Below are 16,899 nucleotides of genomic sequence, written 5' to 3' on the forward strand. Positions count from 1 at the left end.
TTATGAAAACAAATAAAATAGCTTTTTTAGGACTTTTGGTTGCTCTTGCCTTTGTACTTTCTTATGTAGAAATGTTACTTCCTATCAGCATAGGCATTCCAGGAGCAAAAATCGGCCTTGCTAATTTGGTGGTCATGGTGGCTTTATATACCATAGGTCCAAAAAATGCATTTATCCTTTCAATTGTGAGGGTAGTTTTAGTAGGTTTTACATTTGGAAATATGGCTATGATGATTTACTCAATGGCTGGAGCAATGCTTTCATTTGTAGCAATGATAATAGGTAAAAAAACAAAACTTTTTTCTATTACTGGTGTCAGTGTTTTGGGTGGAGTATTCCATAATGTGGGTCAGATTATCGTAGCAATTATTGCACTTGATGCAGCAAGCCTTGTGTATTATTTTCCATTCTTAGTTGTTATCGGAACAATTTCAGGTATAGTAATTGGTATTGTTTCTGGAATGATTACCGAAAGAATAAAGGTAACCTTCTAGAATTGACAAACTACTCAAAACAAAATAAAATATTTACCTAGTAATTAGATAGGAAAAAGCAGATGCTGGGCATCTGCTTTACTTGTGTTTTATAGAAGGATATTAAAATGAGAGAAATCGAGTATAAGGAATTAGCCCAATTAGCAGATGAAAGCTATACATTAGTAGATGTGCGAAATGAGGGCAGTTTGAAATATGGAATGATTCCAGGTGCAATCAGTATCACTCATCAATATTTTGAGGAGGATATTGAGAGTGTTATTAAAAAATTAGATAAGAATAAAAAGATTATCTTGTATTGTACTAGAGGTCAGGTTTCTCTTGATGATGCTGAGCTTTTGAGCTCTGAGGGATTTGACGCAGTCAGTCTAAAGGGCGGTTACAACAGCTATTTGTCAGCTTTAATGGAGCAACAAAAGTCAGAGAGCCGTGATGAACTTGCGGAACAAACAGCTGAGATTGAAAAGAGCATTAGGAAAAAGTTTCACAAAACTTTGTTTTCCCCATTTGCTAGGGCTTGCAAGGAATACGAGCTAATAAAAGAAGGAGACCATATATGTGTGTGCATTTCTGGTGGCAAGGATTCTATGCTTATGGCCAAGCTTTTTCAGGAAATCAAGCGTCATCAGAAGGTCAATTTTGAACTAACATTTCTTGTTATGGATCCCGGGTATAGCGCTGTGAATAGACAGCTGATAGAGAGTAATGCAAAGCTGATGGGCATTCCTATTGTTGTGTATGAGAGCGATATTTTCGATGCGGTTGATACCGTAGATAAGAACCCATGCTATTTATGTGCGAGAATGCGTAGAGGGCATCTTTATTCAAAGGCAAAAGAACTTGGCTGTAATAAAATTGCTTTAGGTCATCATTATGATGATGTTATTGAAACAATCCTTATGGGAATGCTTTACGGTGCTCAGGTACAGACAATGATGCCAAAGCTACATTCTACTAATTTCGAAGGAATGGAATTGATTAGACCACTTTATTTGGTCCGTCAGGATGATATTATTGCATGGCAACGTTACAATGGTTTTCACTTTTTACAGTGCGCATGTCATTTTACAGAGACCTGTGACAGCTGCTCAACAGATGGCACTAGCGCATCTAAGCGTTTGGAAACTAGAAATCTTATTGCTGAGCTTAAGAAAACAAATCCATATGTTGAGTCCAATATTTTCCGCAGTGTAGAAAATGTTAATCTGGCAACAGTTATTGCCTATAAGCAGGATGGTGTTAAGCATCATTTCCTAGATACTTATGATGAACAATAGATAATAAATAGAGGTATATATGTTAAATCAGTTTTCGAGAACAGAGTTGCTTCTTGGTAAGGATGCCATGGAGCAGCTAGAGAATAAAAGAGTTGCCATTTTCGGAATCGGTGGCGTCGGCGGATATGTGTGTGAGGCCCTTGTGCGTACAGGCATTGGTCATTTCGATTTGATTGATGATGACAAGGTATGTCTGACTAACCTTAACAGACAGATAATTGCCACCCGTTCAACAGTTGGCAAGGACAAGGTTGAGGTCATGAAGGAGCGTATGCTTGATATTAATCCTAAGGCTGATATTACAGTTCATAAATGCTTTTTCCTGCCTGAAAATGCGGACCAATTTGATTTTAAGTCTTATGATTATGTTGTGGATGCTGTGGATACAGTTACTGCTAAAATAGAGATTATCATGAGATGTAAGGCTGAGGATGTTCCTGTAATCAGTTGTATGGGTGCAGGAAACAAACTAGATCCTAGTCGTTTTAGAGTAGCAGATATTTATAAGACAACAATGTGCCCTTTGGCAAAGGTTATGCGTCGAGAAATGAAAAAAAGAGGAGTAAAAAATCTTAAGGTTGTCTTTTCCGACGAAAAGCCTACACGCCCAATTGAGGATATGGCAATCAGTTGTAGAACAAATTGTATATGCCCACCAGGTGCTGAGCATAAGTGCACTGAGCGAAGAGATATTCCGGGCTCAATAGCCTTTACGCCTGCAGTGGCAGGACTTGTGCTTGCCAGTGAGGTAATCAAGGATTTATCAAATGGATTTGGACGCCAATAATAAAGTCCTTAATGATTAATATATTTAACTATATATCTAGCCAGTTCTGGAATGGTTTCAACAGCTGCATATTCTCTTGGATTCGAAGGTAGATTTAAGTCTCTTTGTATTGAATACAAAAGGAGTGCAGTTTTTGTTGATTCAGAGGTGGCTTTATCACAAGGTGTTGCTAGGTCGATTTCTCTGAGTACAGAGGAATCGATTTTCATCATTTTAGATAAACTAATTACGGCAAGTGCCTTTAGATTTTCCTCAGGCTCTTCTGGGGATAATACGTATTTTTTTAAAATATAATTTCTTATGTGCTGATAAACAAAGGCATAGTCACTATTGTTTCCATTTAAGATTGTTTGGGCTTCCTCATCAGCCCCTTCCTTAGCTGCTTTTAAAAGTCTAGTTACAATTGCGCGTCTCTTCTCTGAATCCATGTCCTAAATAGCCTTTGCATAATTTTTTATAGTACTAATAACAGAATTAATTCCATTAAATCTGTCTGTTGAGATTTGATTTTTGATATTTGTTTTTTCAATAAATGAAGGCTCAAAGGAATCAATCTCTGCTTTGCTTTGGCCATCAAAAATGCCAACGATAATTGCAAGGATGCCTCTGATAATAAGGGCATCGCTATCAGCCTGAACGTGTACGATGTCATCATCATTGCTGAGATTCAACCATACACCAGACTGACAGCCTTTGACTTTATTAGCATCGGTTTTTTCTTGGTCTGAGAATTTTGGCAGATCCGAGGATATTTCTAATAAATATTCATATTGTAAAAACCAATCTTCCAACATATTTAAATCATCAATATATGTTTTTTCAACCTCTGCTAGTGTCATTACCCTATTACATCCTTTTTATTTTATACGCAGACAACTTCTAAGCCTAAGAACTTGCCTAACATCTTTAATTCTTCTGTGTAGTCACCATATACAAGTGGGAGATGATTACCGAATTCTAACTGTGCTTCATAGTATTTGCGCTGATCAGCAACACGGTAAACAACATATCCGTTGCAGTTATTTAAATCGTAATCACCACCAGCAACGATTTCACCACTACCTACAAATAGCTTCTTGCAGTCTGGAGAAATACGGCATGTTGTAATTCTCTGGCCCTTATCCTTATCGAACTCATAGCGCATGCATGCACCAAACTTCTGATCATAAGCGAAGTAACGAAGACCAAAGCTTTCCTTGTTGTTATCGATACCCTTTAACTTTCTGTTTGGAGTAGAATGCTCTGAATGATAAAGGTTAGACTTGTCATCCAAATAATCAATTACCTTTTCGTTGAACATAAGAAGTGGACGAATCTTGCCATCTTCAATAACGATTGGGTTTGTATTTCCCATGAATGGAGCGTGATTTGAAATTGTTGAAAGGATAAGCATCGTTAATACACCGTCAACATCATACTCACAAGCTGATGGAATACCCTGCTCGTTTAAAAGTGAATGAGTTAAGCAGAATGTGAATTTCTCCTCATTTAATCTTCTTGTAGAGCATGTATCTGGACATGGTACAGTGAAACCACAGCAGTCGTGGATATCAAGAAGCTTCTTAACTTCGATATAAGCCATGCACGACTTAACAAGCATTTCTTTGCTAATTGTAGAATCAGCAGCTTCGCCTAAAAGCTCATCAGCTAATTTTTCAGCTTCCTTGATTTCTTCTTCTGTAATGTTTGGAGTGTTAAGTCTACCAGGAGTTGTATAATTTCCTTCTGCAGGAATTGGCTTCATGTAATCAATAAGCTCATGAAGGTTTAAAAATCTAAACTGAGTACCAAATTTCTGAGTAGCAGTTTGAAGTGAAACAAATGTATCGTTTGCTGACTTAGAAGCATTTGAATCGAAACGTACACCAAGAAGAACCTTTGCCTCCTTTAATGCTTTGCGGACTCTAAGAACACGAAGTGTTGTAGTAACTTCCTTCCATGTAAGTGGTGAGAATGTCTCAATACCACGAGCCTTGATGGCAGCAGTTACAGCTGTTACATCAGAGTAAGTTGTTGGATCCTGAATGATTGGCTTCTTTGTGCGCTCAGCAAGCTCAATAACTAAATTAGAACGTGCAATACCACCTGAAATCATGAAAACATCAATTTCTCCATTTGGATCAGTTGTCATTTTCTCAAATAATTCCTCAGGAATCACCCAATTGTCATAGCATGCAAAAGTAACAGGCTCGAGCATATTTACAGCCTCTAAAGGCATTGCTTTATCAACATTAGCGAAAAATTCTTTCTCTAGGTTCTGAGTGAAAATCTTTTCAAATTCAGGCTGGAGTCCATCTCCACCTGCAAAACGACAAGGTCCTTCATAGTAATACTGATGAGAAAGACCTAAGAAAATTGGCTTAACGTTTAATTTAACGTCTAATCCTCTGCGAATCATAATAAAAACCTCCCTGTGTGTAAAAAAATATTGGTCTAATGAACCCTTGCTTTTCTTAGAAAAACAAGAACCATTAGCTTTATTTTATTTTGTGCAAACAGTTATCTCAACGTTGCAAATGCCAAATCATCTTATAGTAAAATAGACAAAAGATATGTAGGATTGTAAAATTTATTTGTAATATCCTACAAAAAGACTATAATTCTATGTGGGAGATTTTTTACTTGCTTAGGGGGAATAATGAAAGTTAAATTAAGTATTATTTTGTACAAGTTACAAAAGCGGTATGTAACTTGTATCAGTGAATCTGATAAAGAGGTAAACTCTGCAAATCTGATATCTTCTGATACCAATTCATTTAATCCAGACATCCTTTATGTAGGAAATTTATCTAGTTATTTAGCATCAGATGCTACTAGCACTGAGGCCTGTTTTTTGTGCGTGGATGATGTTAATAGATTAGATTTAAAAGAAAACATTATCGATTATCCTAACCTTGTCATATTAGATGAGACAGCGGAGCTTAATGGAGTATTTAATAATGTTATTAATACGATTTTAATGGTGGATAATTGGAATAATGCTATGCAAATGGCAATATTTCAAAACAAGGGCTTACAGGATTTAGTGGATTTATCTGAAGATATCATTGGTGAGCACATAGATATTTTGGATGAGAATTTTAAATTATTATCCTACACAAAAAATATTTCTACGATTGATCCGCTTACAAATGAGTTAATTGAGCGAGGTGCACATTCAAAGGAAGTAATTGAAAAGTTCTACTTTAACAGAATAATAGAAGAGTTTGAGACATCTGAAGATTTAATAATTGTAAATGAATCTCCTTTTACTGATTTCAATGTTGTAATAAAGGTTCTTCATATAAATAAATGTCGAGAGCTTTTTGTGGTATTGCTTTTAGACAAACATGAAATTGCCAAGGGCTATTTAGATTTATTTAGCATATTCTTAGACAATGTTGATAGATATTGCATTAAGGCTTTTTATTCTACGGAAGAATATGGCGATTTATACAATTTGATTTCAGATTTGCTTGAGGGCTACAAAATTACAAAGGAAGAAGCTGCATCCCGAGCAGCCTTCATTAACTATCCAAACAAGGATGGATTTATTTGTGTAACTGTAAAATTTGAGGATGAGACTAACATACTTATAAATCGATTTATAAATATCATTAATAAGAATTTCTATTCTTGTGCAGCATTTGCTCACAAAAATAGAGTGGTAATAATTTATTTTTGTGACTTTGAAAAGAATAATGCAGACGAAATATGCAAACGATTAAATGGTGTTTTCTTCCCACTGAAATATTACGTCGGAGTAAGCAATGAATTCGAATATATTTGGGAAGTGCCAATAGCCTATGATCAGACAGCAGCGGTTTTAGAATGTGCAACTAAAATTGATGCAAAGAAGGCAGCTGGGGACGAGGCACCAGTTTATAAGTTTGAGGATTATTTTATAGAAATATTCTTGTTCAAGGGTGGCATTGGAAAAGATATTTTCAAGAATGCCTTTATGTATAAATCCATGAAGCAATTGGAAAATGCAAGCTTAGTCAAGGGCATTGATTTGATTAATTTACTTGATGTTTACTTCAATAATGGATGTAAGGCTACAGATACTGGAGTAGTACTTAATATGCATAGAAATTCTGTGCTTTATCACATTTCAAAAATAGAAAAAATGCTGGGAGTTTCCATTGAAGACCCAAAGGTATCTCTCAAGCTTAGACTGGCAATAATTGTACACAACACAGGATTTTTAATATAAAGTAGAAGTGAGGTTTTTATTTTGCAGGAGAATATTTGGCGAAAGGATTTTCCGATACTTGAGACAAAGGTTTATGGAAAGCCTTTAATATATTTAGACAATGGGGCAACATCTCAGATGCCTAGTCAGGTAATAAATCGTATTTACGAACATTACCAGAAGGAACATGGAAATATACACAGGGGGATACATTATTTAAGCGAGGAATCCACAAAGGCAGTGGAGGATACTAGAGAGCTGGTTAAAAATTATATTAATGCTAAAAATGTTGAGAGCATTATTTTCACTCAGAACACCACAGACAGTATCAATATAGTAGCTGCATCCATCGGGTTAGAAAATGATGGAGGTGGTATAGTTACAACAGAAATGGAGCATCATTCTAATTTTGTTCCATGGCAACAGGCATGCAAGCACAGCGGACGACAGTTTTTCGTGAGTCCTGTTGTGGATGGAGAGTTGGATATTGATGAATTAGAAAACATTCTAAAAAACAATTCTATTAGACTGGTTGCATGTGCCCATGTATCAAATGTTACAGGCACAGTTAATCCTATTAAACGAGTAATAGAATTGGCTCATAAATATGGTGCAGAGGTGCTGATTGATGGGGCTCAGGGGATACTGCATCTTCCAGTTGACGTTGAGGAGCTAGGCTGTGATTATTATTGCTTTTCAGCTCATAAAATGATTGGTCCAACAGGTGTTGGAGTATTATATGGAAAAACTGACTGCCTGGAAAAGCTTGAGCCTGTTAGATATGGAGGAGGTATGGTTGATGAGGTTTTAGAGGAAAACACGACTTGGGGCAATCTTCCATATCGCTTCGAGGCAGGTACACCTAATATTGGTGGCATAATTGGTCTTGGAGAAGCAATCAAGTATTTGATGGAACATGATGTAGAGCTAATTCGTAAATACGAAGATTATTTATTGAACTACGCATACGAAAAAATAAGCAGTATCGAGCATGTAAAAATACTGGGACATCCTGCCAAAAGGGCAGGAGCAATTTCATTTGTAGTTGATGGTGCTCATCCATATGATATTGCTAGCATGCTAGACAAGGCAGGCATAGCAGTTCGCTCTGGTAGTCACTGTGCACAGCCTATACTTCGTACATTTGACGTGACAGCAACAGTTAGAGTGACACCTAATTTTTACAACACAAGGGAAGAGATAGACTATTTTTGCCAGACCTTGGATAAGGTAATAAATATGCTTAGAAAATATAGTATATAAGAATTAGTTAAATAGCATTTTACTTTAGCAGTGTAAAGTGATAAAATCTTCATTAAATAAAAGGGCTTAATCCAATGAATTTGGATATGGAGCTAGCAAAAAATATTTTAGGGAGATTTTTATATGAAACTTGTAAAAGCGTACAATAGTGTAAGTCTTATTGTAAGAATCCTAATCGGATTAGTTATTGGTGCGATACTTGGATTAGCATTTAACAATCTATCATTTGTATCATTACTTGGTACAGTTTTTGTAGGAGCACTAAAGGCTGTTGCACCAGTGCTTGTATTTGTACTTGTAACATCGGCATTAGCTCAGGGCAATGACAAACTGGATAGAAGATTTGTAACTGTTATTTTCCTCTATATGGTGAGTACATTTCTTGCATCAGTTGTAGCTGTAGTAGGTAGCTTCCTTTTTCCACAGACAATCATGCTTAGCCAGGCTGCAGAAGCAGATGTTGTTCCTACAGGAGTTGGAGAGGTGCTTTCAAATCTTTTAGTTGCCATGGTTGCAAATCCAGTAGGTGCAATTGTGGAGGGCAGATATATAGGTATCCTTTTCTGGGCTGTTGTGTTAGGTATTGCTGCTAAGCGTGTAGCCAGTGATACTACTAAAAAGGTCATGGAAGATTTTGCAAATATGGTTTCTACAGCCGTTAGATGGATTATCAATCTTGCTCCATTTGGAATTATGGGACTCGTATATGAAAACGTATCTACAAATGGACTTGCTATTTTCACAGACTATGGAAAGCTTTTAGCACTCCTTGTAGGCTGCATGTTGACAGTTGCTTTAATTATTGATCCATTACTTGCAGCAATTGTTCTTAGAACAAACCCATACCCACTTGTATTCAGATGTCTCAAGGAATCAGGCGTTACAGCGTTCTTTACACGAAGCTCAGCTGCTAACATTCCTGTAAACATGGAGCTTTGCGAGGACCTTGGAATGGATAGAGAAATGTATGCTGTATCAATTCCTCTTGGTGCTACAATCAATATGGATGGCGCTGCCATTACAATTGCAGTTATGTCACTTGCAGCAGCCAATACAGTAGGCATCCATGTTTCCTTTGCAACAGCGCTGATTCTTGCATTTATTGCTACATTAGCAGCATGCGGTGCATCAGGTGTTGCCGGAGGCTCCCTCCTTTTAATACCAATGGCATGCTCCCTCTTTGGAGTTAACGCAGATGTAGCAATGCAGGTCGTAGCAGTAGGCTTCATAATCGGAGTAGTTCAGGATTCTGTCGAAACAGCCCTTAACTCCTCAGGAGACGTAATGTTTGCAGCAACTGCCGAATATTCTCAGTGGAAGCGTCAGGGCAAATCCCTTCCAACCTTCCTTGGTGGAACGACAAAAGTGGGCCTTTCTCACGACTCAAACAAATAAGTGTCCCACCCCAGTGCTTGCAGGGAGGTTATTTACCACTGGCCCCGCCTAGGGACACCTGCCCGCCCCCCTGGTGGAAAAACAATTTCGCGAATATTCTTAGTTTTCCAATATGCAAAAGGGAGCATCCCGCATGTGTCTTTCTATGGATGAACTATTTTGAAAAATGTATTTTTGTTTGGCGGACATATTAGTTTGTTTAAATTGGTACAACTCAGGTCTCAAGGGGAAATTGGGCTCATATTACGTTCACCAAGAAAAATCACAAAGCTGGATTATCATATATTGGCACCGTGCTTTATACGACATCGTGTCGCGTGTCGCACTTGCGCCGCCGTCCTAGCGGCGCATGCCAATATATTGATAATCCTGCTTTTATTTTTCTAGGTTCACTTAAAAATCGCCCAATTCCCCCTGAGCCTGAGTTGTACTAATTTTTTATTTTGTGTCCACCCATAAAATACCTTTTTCAAAATTGTCCAGACATGAGAAAGACACATGCTAATAAAAGATGCGAGTCTTTGCATATATGGAAAACAGAATATTCTTGCGAAGTTTTCCACCAGGGGGGGGCGGGCAGGCGTGCCTAATCGGGGCCGGTGGTGCATTGAAGGGGTGCAAGCACTGGGGCGGGACGGAAATTGTACAAAAGGTCGTGAAAATGGTACACTTATTTTGTCGTTTTGCGACGTTTATTTTTTGTACAGTTTTGAAAGGAACGATGGATGAAAGTAGTTTTTATGGGTACACCGGATTTTGCGGTGGAGACTTTAAAGGCAATATATGATGCAGGACATGAGATTGTGTTGGTGGTTAGCCAGCCTGACAAACCAAAGGGACGTAGTGGCAAGCTACAGATGACTCCTGTTAAGGAGTGGGCAGTGGAGCATGAGCTTCCAGTTTATCAGCCTGTAAAAATTAGGGCAGAGGAATCAGTTGAATATTTAAAGCAGTATGAGGCAGATGTTTTTGTTGTGGCTGCTTTTGGACAGATTTTGCCAAAGGTTATTCTTGATATGCCAAGATTGGGATGTGTAAATGTGCATGGTTCGCTTCTTCCTAAGTATCGTGGTGCGGCTCCTATTCAGTGGGCGGTTATCAATGGTGAAAAGGTTTCTGGCAATACTACAATGCTGATGGGACCTGGACTTGATGATGGCGATATGCTTCTTAAATCTGAGATAGAGCTAGCTGCAGACGAGACTGGTGGTAGTCTTTTTGATAAGTTGGCATTGGATGGCGGACAGCTTGCTGTCAGAACAATAGAGGCTTTGGATAGAGGTGAGATTACACCAATTCCTCAGGATGAGTCTCAGGCTACACATGTAGGTATGATTAGCAAGGATATGGGAAATATCGATTGGAATAAGCCAGCGGTGGAGATTGAGAGACTCATTCGTGGACTTGATCCATGGCCATCTGCTTTTACATTTGTGGATGGAAAACAGCTTAAAATTTGGAAGGCAACTGTAGTTGATAAGGCTGGCCAGCCGGGCACTGTCATTGATGTTGATAAAAACGTATTTACGGTAGCTTGTGGGGATAAGGCTCTTGAAATTAATGAGCTTCAGCTCGAGGGCAAAAAGCGTATGGCCACAGGGGATTTCCTTAGAGGCTATAGCTTAAAAAAGGGCACAGCCTTTGCCACAAGCAAGAATTAAAATTGATGAGGTATTAAATGGCAAGTATTAATATCAGAGAAATTGCTGGAGATACATTAGTTGAGATTTTAGAACACGGTCAGTTTTCTCATATCTATTTAAAAGCGGTGTTGGATAAATATGTTTATCTTGAGAAAAATGAACGTGCATTTATTACTCGTCTTGTAAATGGAGTTGTCGAGCGCAAATTAGAATTGGATTATATTATCGACAATTATTCAAAAACAAAAGTAAAGAAAATGAAGCCTCTCATTCGCACAATGATGCGAATGGGTGTGTTTGAAATATATTACATGGATGGCGTGCCAGAATCTGCTACCTGTAATGAATATGTTAAGCTGGCAAAGAAACGTGGCTTTGCAGGATTGTCAGGATTCGTAAATGGTGTTTTAAGACATGTGGCTCGTTCAAAGGGCGAGATTGCTATAAATGATATTTCGGTAAAGTATTCATTGCCACAGTGGATTGTTGATAAATGGACTGAGGAATATGGCAAGGAGCAGACAGAAAATATTGCTGCTGGCTTTTTTGAGCATCAGGATTTATGTGTTAGGGTTAATTTGGCTCAAATCACTAGAGATGAATTGAAAGCTAAATTAGAGAAGCAGGGCATTACAGTTCGTATATGCGATAATTTGCCTTCTGCTATGTATTTGTCAGGCTATGATTCATTGGCTGCAATTCCAGAGTTTGGTCAGGGCTTGTTTTATGTTCAGGATTATTCTTCACAGCTTGTGGCTCATATGGCCCAGGTGAAGGATACAGATTCAATAATAGATGTTTGCGCAGCTCCTGGAGGAAAGGCTTTGCATTTTGCAGAGCTTGCAAGTAAAGGGCAGGTTGTTGCTAGAGATTTAACAGCTGCCAAGGTTGCACTTATCAATGAAAATATTAAGAGAACTGGAGCCACAAATATTCAGTCTCAGCAGTGGGATGCTACAGAATTTGACGAATCGGCAGCTTTGAAATACGATATTGTGGTTGCTGATTTACCATGCTCTGGACTTGGAATTATCAGGAAAAAACCAGATATAAAATATAATCAGACAGAGGAATCATTGGCAGAGCTTGTGGATTTGCAGAAGCAAATTCTTGATAATGTTTGTCAATATGTAAAGGTTGGTGGAAAACTTTGCTATAGTACATGTACCATCAACAAAAATGAAAATGAAAATCAGGTAACAAACTTTTTAGCGTCACATAAGGATTTTACAATAGAAGAGCAAATGCAGCTTTTCCCTGATGTTGACCATGATGGATTTTATATATGTGTAATGAAAAAGAATTAATCGATATTAGATCTCTTAATTTAATAGAGCTTACAGATTTTGTAACCAAGGATTTAGGGGAGCCAAAATTTAGAGCAAAGCAGTTGTATGAGTGGATGCATCAGCACTTGGCTTTGGATTATGACGAAATGAAAAATATCCCTAAATCTCTCAAAGAAAAGCTAGAGGCTAGCTGCAATTACCGTTCTTTGAAGCAAATTGATTTGCAGATTTCCAAAATAGATGGCACACGCAAATACTTATTTGAGCTGTTTGATGGACAAATGGTTGAGAGTGTTTGGATGAGCTATAAACATGGCAATTCGGTTTGTATTTCATCCCAGGTTGGTTGCAAAATGGGATGTAGATTCTGTGCATCTACTTTGGATGGATGGGTTAGAAACCTTACTCCGGCAGAAATGCTTGGCCAGATTTATGCTATCCAAAGGGACACAGGAGAGAGAGTTTCTAATCTTGTAGTGATGGGCACAGGTGAGCCTATGGATAACTACGACAATATTGTTAAATTTGTAAGGATGTTGTCAGATGAAAATGGACTTAATATTTCTCAGCGAAATATTACTGTTAGTACCTGTGGCATAGTTCCACGTATTAAGCAATTGGCAGACGAGGATTTGACAATCACGCTTGCAATTTCACTCCACGCTCCTAACCAGCAGAAGCGAGCTGAGCTTATGCCTATAGCCAATAAATATGATATTCATGAGCTGATAGAAGCATGTGAATATTACTTCAATAAAACAGGAAGAAGAATCACATTTGAGTATTCACTTGTTGGCGGAGTAAATGATAGGGACGAGGATGCAAAGGAATTAGGTGAACTTATAGGTCACTTAAATTGTCATGTTAACCTTATTCCAGTCAATCCAATTAAGGAGCGAGACTTTGTTAGTCCTACTATGGACAGGGCTTACGCATTCCAAAAAAAGATTGAAAAATATGTGAATAATGCTACTATTAGAAGGGAAATGGGTCGCGATATTGACGGGGCCTGTGGACAATTAAGAAAGAGAAAAATGGACGTTTCGAAGGGGACTAATTAATGATAGGCTATGCAAAAACTGACGTAGGAATAAAGAGAAAAGTTAATCAAGACTCTATTTTTGTTTCTGATGCCAGCATTGGGAACTTGCCCAATTTATATATGGTTGCCGATGGCATGGGCGGCGAGCTAGCAGGAGACTATGCTTCAGCCAAATGCGTGGAGACAATCGTAAATAGTATTAAAACATCTAAAGAAAAAGAAACAGTTCGAATTTTAGAGAAGGCAATTCAAGAAGCAAATAAAATCATTTATGGGGAATCATCATCTGATTCAACAAAGGCCGGAATGGGTACCACACTTGTGTTGGCTACTGTCATTGATGGCCATCTTTTTGTGGCAAATGTTGGAGACAGCAGATTGTACGTTGCCACAGCTTCCAAGATTATGCAAATTACAAAGGACCATTCCGTGGTTGCAGAGTTGGTTAGAACTGGTGAGCTAGATGAGGATGATGCTCGTACAGATAAACGCAAAAATATGATTACTAGAGCAATAGGAGCAGAAGCCACTATCACTGCTGACTATTTTGATGTTGGTCTAAAGGGTAGGGAACATATTTTACTATGCTCAGATGGTCTTACAAATATGGTGTCTGATGAGGATATTTTCAAAGTATTAAAATCATCAGAAACAATTGAAAATCGCGCTTCCAAGCTAATAGAGTTAGCTAACCAAAATGGCGGCAGAGATAATATTTCAGTTATTATTATTGAATAATCTACATAAGAACAGGAGATTATATGATTACACAAGGCGTATTTATAGCAGATAGATATGAAGTAATTGATAGAGTAGGTTCAGGCGGAATGTCTGACGTTTATCGTGCAAAGGATCACATCCTTGGACGTGAGGTTGCAATTAAAATATTAAAACAGGAATTTTCTGAGGATGCTACTTTTGTTGCTAAATTCAGAACAGAGGCTCAGTCAGCTGCAGGTTTGGAGCATCCAAACATTGTTAATATCTATGACGTAGGCTCTGAAAATGGAATGTACTTTATTGTTATGGAGTACGTTGAGGGCATCACTCTTAAAACATATATTGAGAAAAAGGGACAGCTTAATTTCAAAGAGGCTATCTCTATAGCTATTCAGGTTGGCCGTGGTATCGAAGCTGCTCATCAAAAGGGCATTATTCACCGCGATATCAAGCCTCAGAATATTATTATTTCTACAGAAGGAAAGGTTAAGGTTACTGATTTTGGTATTGCTAGAGCAGCTAGCTCTAATACTATCCATGCTGATGTTATGGGATCTGTTCACTACTCTTCACCAGAGCAGGCTAGAAATGGATTCGTAGATGGCAAGAGCGATATTTATTCTCTTGGTATTGTAATGTATGAAATGGTAACTGGCCGTGTTCCTTTTGACGGTGATAATACAGTTGCTATTGCCATTCAGCATTTACAGGAGGAGATGGTAGCACCTTCAGCATATGCTCCAGACCTTCCTATTTCTCTTGAGAAAATTATTCTCAAGGCTACAATGAAGAGCCCAGATAGACGTTATGGTACTATCTCAGATATGCTTATGGATTTAAAGCGCGCTCTCGTTAGACCAGATGAGGATTTCGTTACAATAGTAGATTCTTCGGATTTAGGCAAAACAAGAGTTATGCCAAAGGTTGCACAGGAGCCTGAGGAGACTATTACAAAGCGCGCTGCTGAAGCACTTACATTTGTTGATGATGAGTACGACGAAGAAGACTATGACGACGAGTACTATGATGAATATGACGATGATGATTATGATGACGAAGAGGATGATTCAAAAATGGATAAAATCCTTACAATCTCAGGCATCGTAGCAGGTATAGCTATTGTAATCATTCTCGTTGCTATTCTTGGTAATATGTTTGGACTGTTTAAATTCGGTTCAAAGAAAGTTGAAATGATAGATGTAGTTGGTAGCCAGTATGAGGAGGCTATCGAAGATCTTACAGAGCTTGGCTTAGACGAAGAGAAAAATATTGTAGTTATGTATGAGTCTAGTGACGAGGCAGATGGTACTGTTATTTACCAGTCAGTTGAGGCCGGAGAGGAGTTTTCTCTTTCTGATTCTCTTAGACTTACAGTTTCTGGTTCAGAGGATTCAGAGTCAGAAGATTCATCAGACAGTGACAGCTCTAGTACCTCTTCACAGTCAACAACTACAGAGACTGAAGAGGATGCGGTTACTGTTCCTAACGTAGTTGGTCTCACACAGGCTGAAGCTACTAAGCTTTTGGATGAGAAATCTATTGTTGTTGGTACTGTTACACAGGAATACTCAGATGATGTTGAGTCAGGTTGTGTTATCAGCCAGTCAGTTGAGGCTGGAGAAGAAGTAGAAGCTAATTCAAAGATTAACCTTGTTATTAGTAAGGGCAAAAAGGAAACAACTTATAGCTACAGCATTGCAAATCCATATGATGGTGAGTGTACATATTCTATAGCTGAGCTTAACAAGTCAGGTACAATTCCTAAGAATGGCTCAATTAATATTTCTGATGTTACACGTTCTGAGTTAACAATTACATTAACATACACACCTACCTTTACTACTGAGGATGGTACAACAATTAATCTTGATAACCAAACAGAGACATCAACTCAGACAGTACAGGGAACATTGAATTAATGCAAGGAAAGATAATTAAAGGTATAGCTGGATTCTACTACGTTCAAGTAGAGGATTCAGGTATATACGAGTGCAAGGCAAAGGGTGCCTTTAGAAAAGATAAAATAAAGCCTCTAGTTGGAGATGACGTTGAAATAGACGTCATCTCTCAGGAGGAAATGACGGGCAATGTTACAAACATTCTTCCACGCAAGTCGGAATTAATTCGACCGGCTGTTGCGAATGTTGATCAAGCATTGCTCATTTTTGCAACTAAAAATCCTGAACCAAATCTTAATTTGTTGGATAGATTTTTATGCATGATGGAGGAGCAACAGGTTCCTATTATCATATGTTTTAATAAAGCGGATATAGCAGATGAGGGATTTGAAGCTACCATGCGTGATACATATGAGAAAGCTGGCTACCAGGTGATATTTACCTCGGCAAAACAGGAGCATGGAATTGATGCAATTAGACAGGTCCTAAAAGGCAAAACATCTACTGTTGCTGGCCCTTCAGGAGTAGGAAAAAGCTCAATAGTCAATTTATTGACTGAAGGTCAGACAATGGAAACTGGAGAGGTTTCTACTAAGATTGGTAGAGGAAAGCATACTACTAGACATTCTGAGCTTTTATACCTTGGTGATGATACATATATTATGGATACACCTGGTTTTTCATCTTTGTTCGTGCCTAAGTGTGAACCGGTGGAATTATATTCGCTGTTTCCAGAATTTATTGAACCGGAAACCCATTGTCGTTTTGGTGGCTGTGTTCATTACAAGGAGCCTGACTGTGGAGTTAAGGCTGCGGTAGAGGCTGGAGAAATAGTTAAAAGCAGATATGAAAATTACCTACAGATTTATTCTGAGATGGTTGACCAACAGAATTCAAAATATCGATAATTTGAATGT

The 16,899-nt window shown here is 38.2% G+C and carries 15 protein-coding genes; 12 read left to right on the forward strand and 3 right to left on the reverse strand.

Features of this window, described 5'->3' with window-relative positions; all coding sequences use genetic code 11:
- The first annotated feature begins 2 nt into the window (after nucleotides 1-2).
- The 3 genes from E7276_RS07985 to E7276_RS07995 all read left to right on the forward strand — a co-directional run bounded on the left by E7276_RS07985 (nucleotide 3) and on the right by E7276_RS07995 (nucleotide 2,558).
- Entirely contained in the window at nucleotides 3-494 is a 492-nt protein-coding gene (locus tag E7276_RS07985; RefSeq protein ID WP_294216026.1) for a Gx transporter family protein, read from the forward strand.
- 107 nt (nucleotides 495-601) lie between these two features.
- Nucleotides 602-1,771 carry an ATP-binding protein gene (locus E7276_RS07990; protein WP_294216028.1) on the forward strand — a complete coding sequence of 390 codons (1,170 nt, stop codon included), beginning with the start codon at nucleotides 602-604 and terminating at the stop codon, nucleotides 1,769-1,771.
- Nucleotides 1,772-1,790: 19 nt separating this feature from the next.
- Nucleotides 1,791-2,558 carry a tRNA threonylcarbamoyladenosine dehydratase gene (locus E7276_RS07995; RefSeq protein WP_294216030.1) on the forward strand — a complete coding sequence of 256 codons (768 nt, stop codon included), beginning with the start codon at nucleotides 1,791-1,793 and terminating at the stop codon, nucleotides 2,556-2,558.
- 8 nt (nucleotides 2,559-2,566) lie between these two features.
- Here E7276_RS07995 and E7276_RS08000 read toward each other — a convergent pair whose 3' ends face one another.
- The 3 genes from E7276_RS08000 to E7276_RS08010 are packed head-to-tail and all read right to left on the reverse strand — an operon-like array spanning nucleotide 2,567 to nucleotide 4,956.
- Nucleotides 2,567-2,986 carry a hypothetical protein gene (locus E7276_RS08000; RefSeq protein ID WP_294216033.1) on the reverse strand — a complete coding sequence of 140 codons (420 nt, stop codon included), beginning with the start codon at nucleotides 2,984-2,986 and terminating at the stop codon, nucleotides 2,567-2,569.
- A gap of 3 nt (nucleotides 2,987-2,989) precedes the next feature.
- Nucleotides 2,990-3,397, reverse strand: a complete 408-nt coding sequence (locus E7276_RS08005) for a SufE family protein (protein ID WP_294216036.1) — start codon at nucleotides 3,395-3,397, stop codon at nucleotides 2,990-2,992.
- A 23-nt stretch (nucleotides 3,398-3,420) separates the two neighbouring features.
- Entirely contained in the window at nucleotides 3,421-4,956 is a 1,536-nt protein-coding gene (locus E7276_RS08010; protein ID WP_294216037.1) for a fucose isomerase, read from the reverse strand.
- Nucleotides 4,957-5,196: 240 nt separating this feature from the next.
- Between E7276_RS08010 and E7276_RS08015 the strand changes: the two genes are divergently transcribed.
- The 9 genes from E7276_RS08015 to rsgA all read left to right on the forward strand — a co-directional run bounded on the left by E7276_RS08015 (nucleotide 5,197) and on the right by rsgA (nucleotide 16,890).
- Nucleotides 5,197-6,753 carry a PucR family transcriptional regulator gene (locus tag E7276_RS08015; RefSeq protein WP_294216039.1) on the forward strand — a complete coding sequence of 519 codons (1,557 nt, stop codon included), beginning with the start codon at nucleotides 5,197-5,199 and terminating at the stop codon, nucleotides 6,751-6,753.
- Between the two features lie 21 nt (nucleotides 6,754-6,774).
- The gene (locus tag E7276_RS08020) at nucleotides 6,775-7,995 is read left to right on the forward strand and encodes an aminotransferase class V-fold PLP-dependent enzyme (RefSeq protein ID WP_294216041.1); all 1,221 of its coding nucleotides are present in this window, start codon (nucleotides 6,775-6,777) and stop codon (nucleotides 7,993-7,995) included.
- Between the two features lie 123 nt (nucleotides 7,996-8,118).
- On the forward strand, nucleotides 8,119-9,390 hold the full coding sequence (gene sstT, locus E7276_RS08025) for a serine/threonine transporter SstT (protein ID WP_294216044.1): 1,272 nt from the start codon (nucleotides 8,119-8,121) through the stop codon (nucleotides 9,388-9,390).
- A 725-nt stretch (nucleotides 9,391-10,115) separates the two neighbouring features.
- Nucleotides 10,116-11,051 (forward strand): methionyl-tRNA formyltransferase, encoded by a 936-nt coding sequence (gene fmt / locus E7276_RS08030; protein WP_294216047.1) that lies wholly within the window; start codon nucleotides 10,116-10,118, stop codon nucleotides 11,049-11,051.
- 17 nt (nucleotides 11,052-11,068) lie between these two features.
- Nucleotides 11,069-12,340 (forward strand): 16S rRNA (cytosine(967)-C(5))-methyltransferase RsmB, encoded by a 1,272-nt coding sequence (gene rsmB / locus E7276_RS08035; protein ID WP_294216050.1) that lies wholly within the window; start codon nucleotides 11,069-11,071, stop codon nucleotides 12,338-12,340.
- Nucleotides 12,319-13,383: a 23S rRNA (adenine(2503)-C(2))-methyltransferase RlmN gene (gene rlmN, locus E7276_RS08040; RefSeq protein ID WP_294216052.1), complete on the forward strand. Its 1,065-nt coding sequence runs from the start codon at nucleotides 12,319-12,321 to the stop codon at nucleotides 13,381-13,383. Before rsmB ends, rlmN begins: the two co-directional genes overlap by 22 nt.
- Nucleotides 13,383-14,102, forward strand: a complete 720-nt coding sequence (locus E7276_RS08045; protein WP_294216055.1) for a Stp1/IreP family PP2C-type Ser/Thr phosphatase — start codon at nucleotides 13,383-13,385, stop codon at nucleotides 14,100-14,102. The genes rlmN and E7276_RS08045 overlap by 1 nt, the downstream gene beginning before the upstream one ends.
- A gap of 23 nt (nucleotides 14,103-14,125) precedes the next feature.
- Nucleotides 14,126-16,003 carry a Stk1 family PASTA domain-containing Ser/Thr kinase gene (gene pknB / locus E7276_RS08050; protein WP_294216057.1) on the forward strand — a complete coding sequence of 626 codons (1,878 nt, stop codon included), beginning with the start codon at nucleotides 14,126-14,128 and terminating at the stop codon, nucleotides 16,001-16,003.
- A complete protein-coding gene (rsgA, locus tag E7276_RS08055) occupies nucleotides 16,003-16,890 on the forward strand; it encodes a ribosome small subunit-dependent GTPase A (RefSeq protein ID WP_294216059.1) in 888 nt (295 codons plus the stop codon). Before pknB ends, rsgA begins: the two co-directional genes overlap by 1 nt.
- Nucleotides 16,891-16,899: the final 9 nt, after the last annotated feature.

Origin of the sequence: Pseudobutyrivibrio sp. (assembly GCF_015057185.1) — a bacterium.
GTDB lineage: Bacteria > Bacillota > Clostridia > Lachnospirales > Lachnospiraceae > Pseudobutyrivibrio.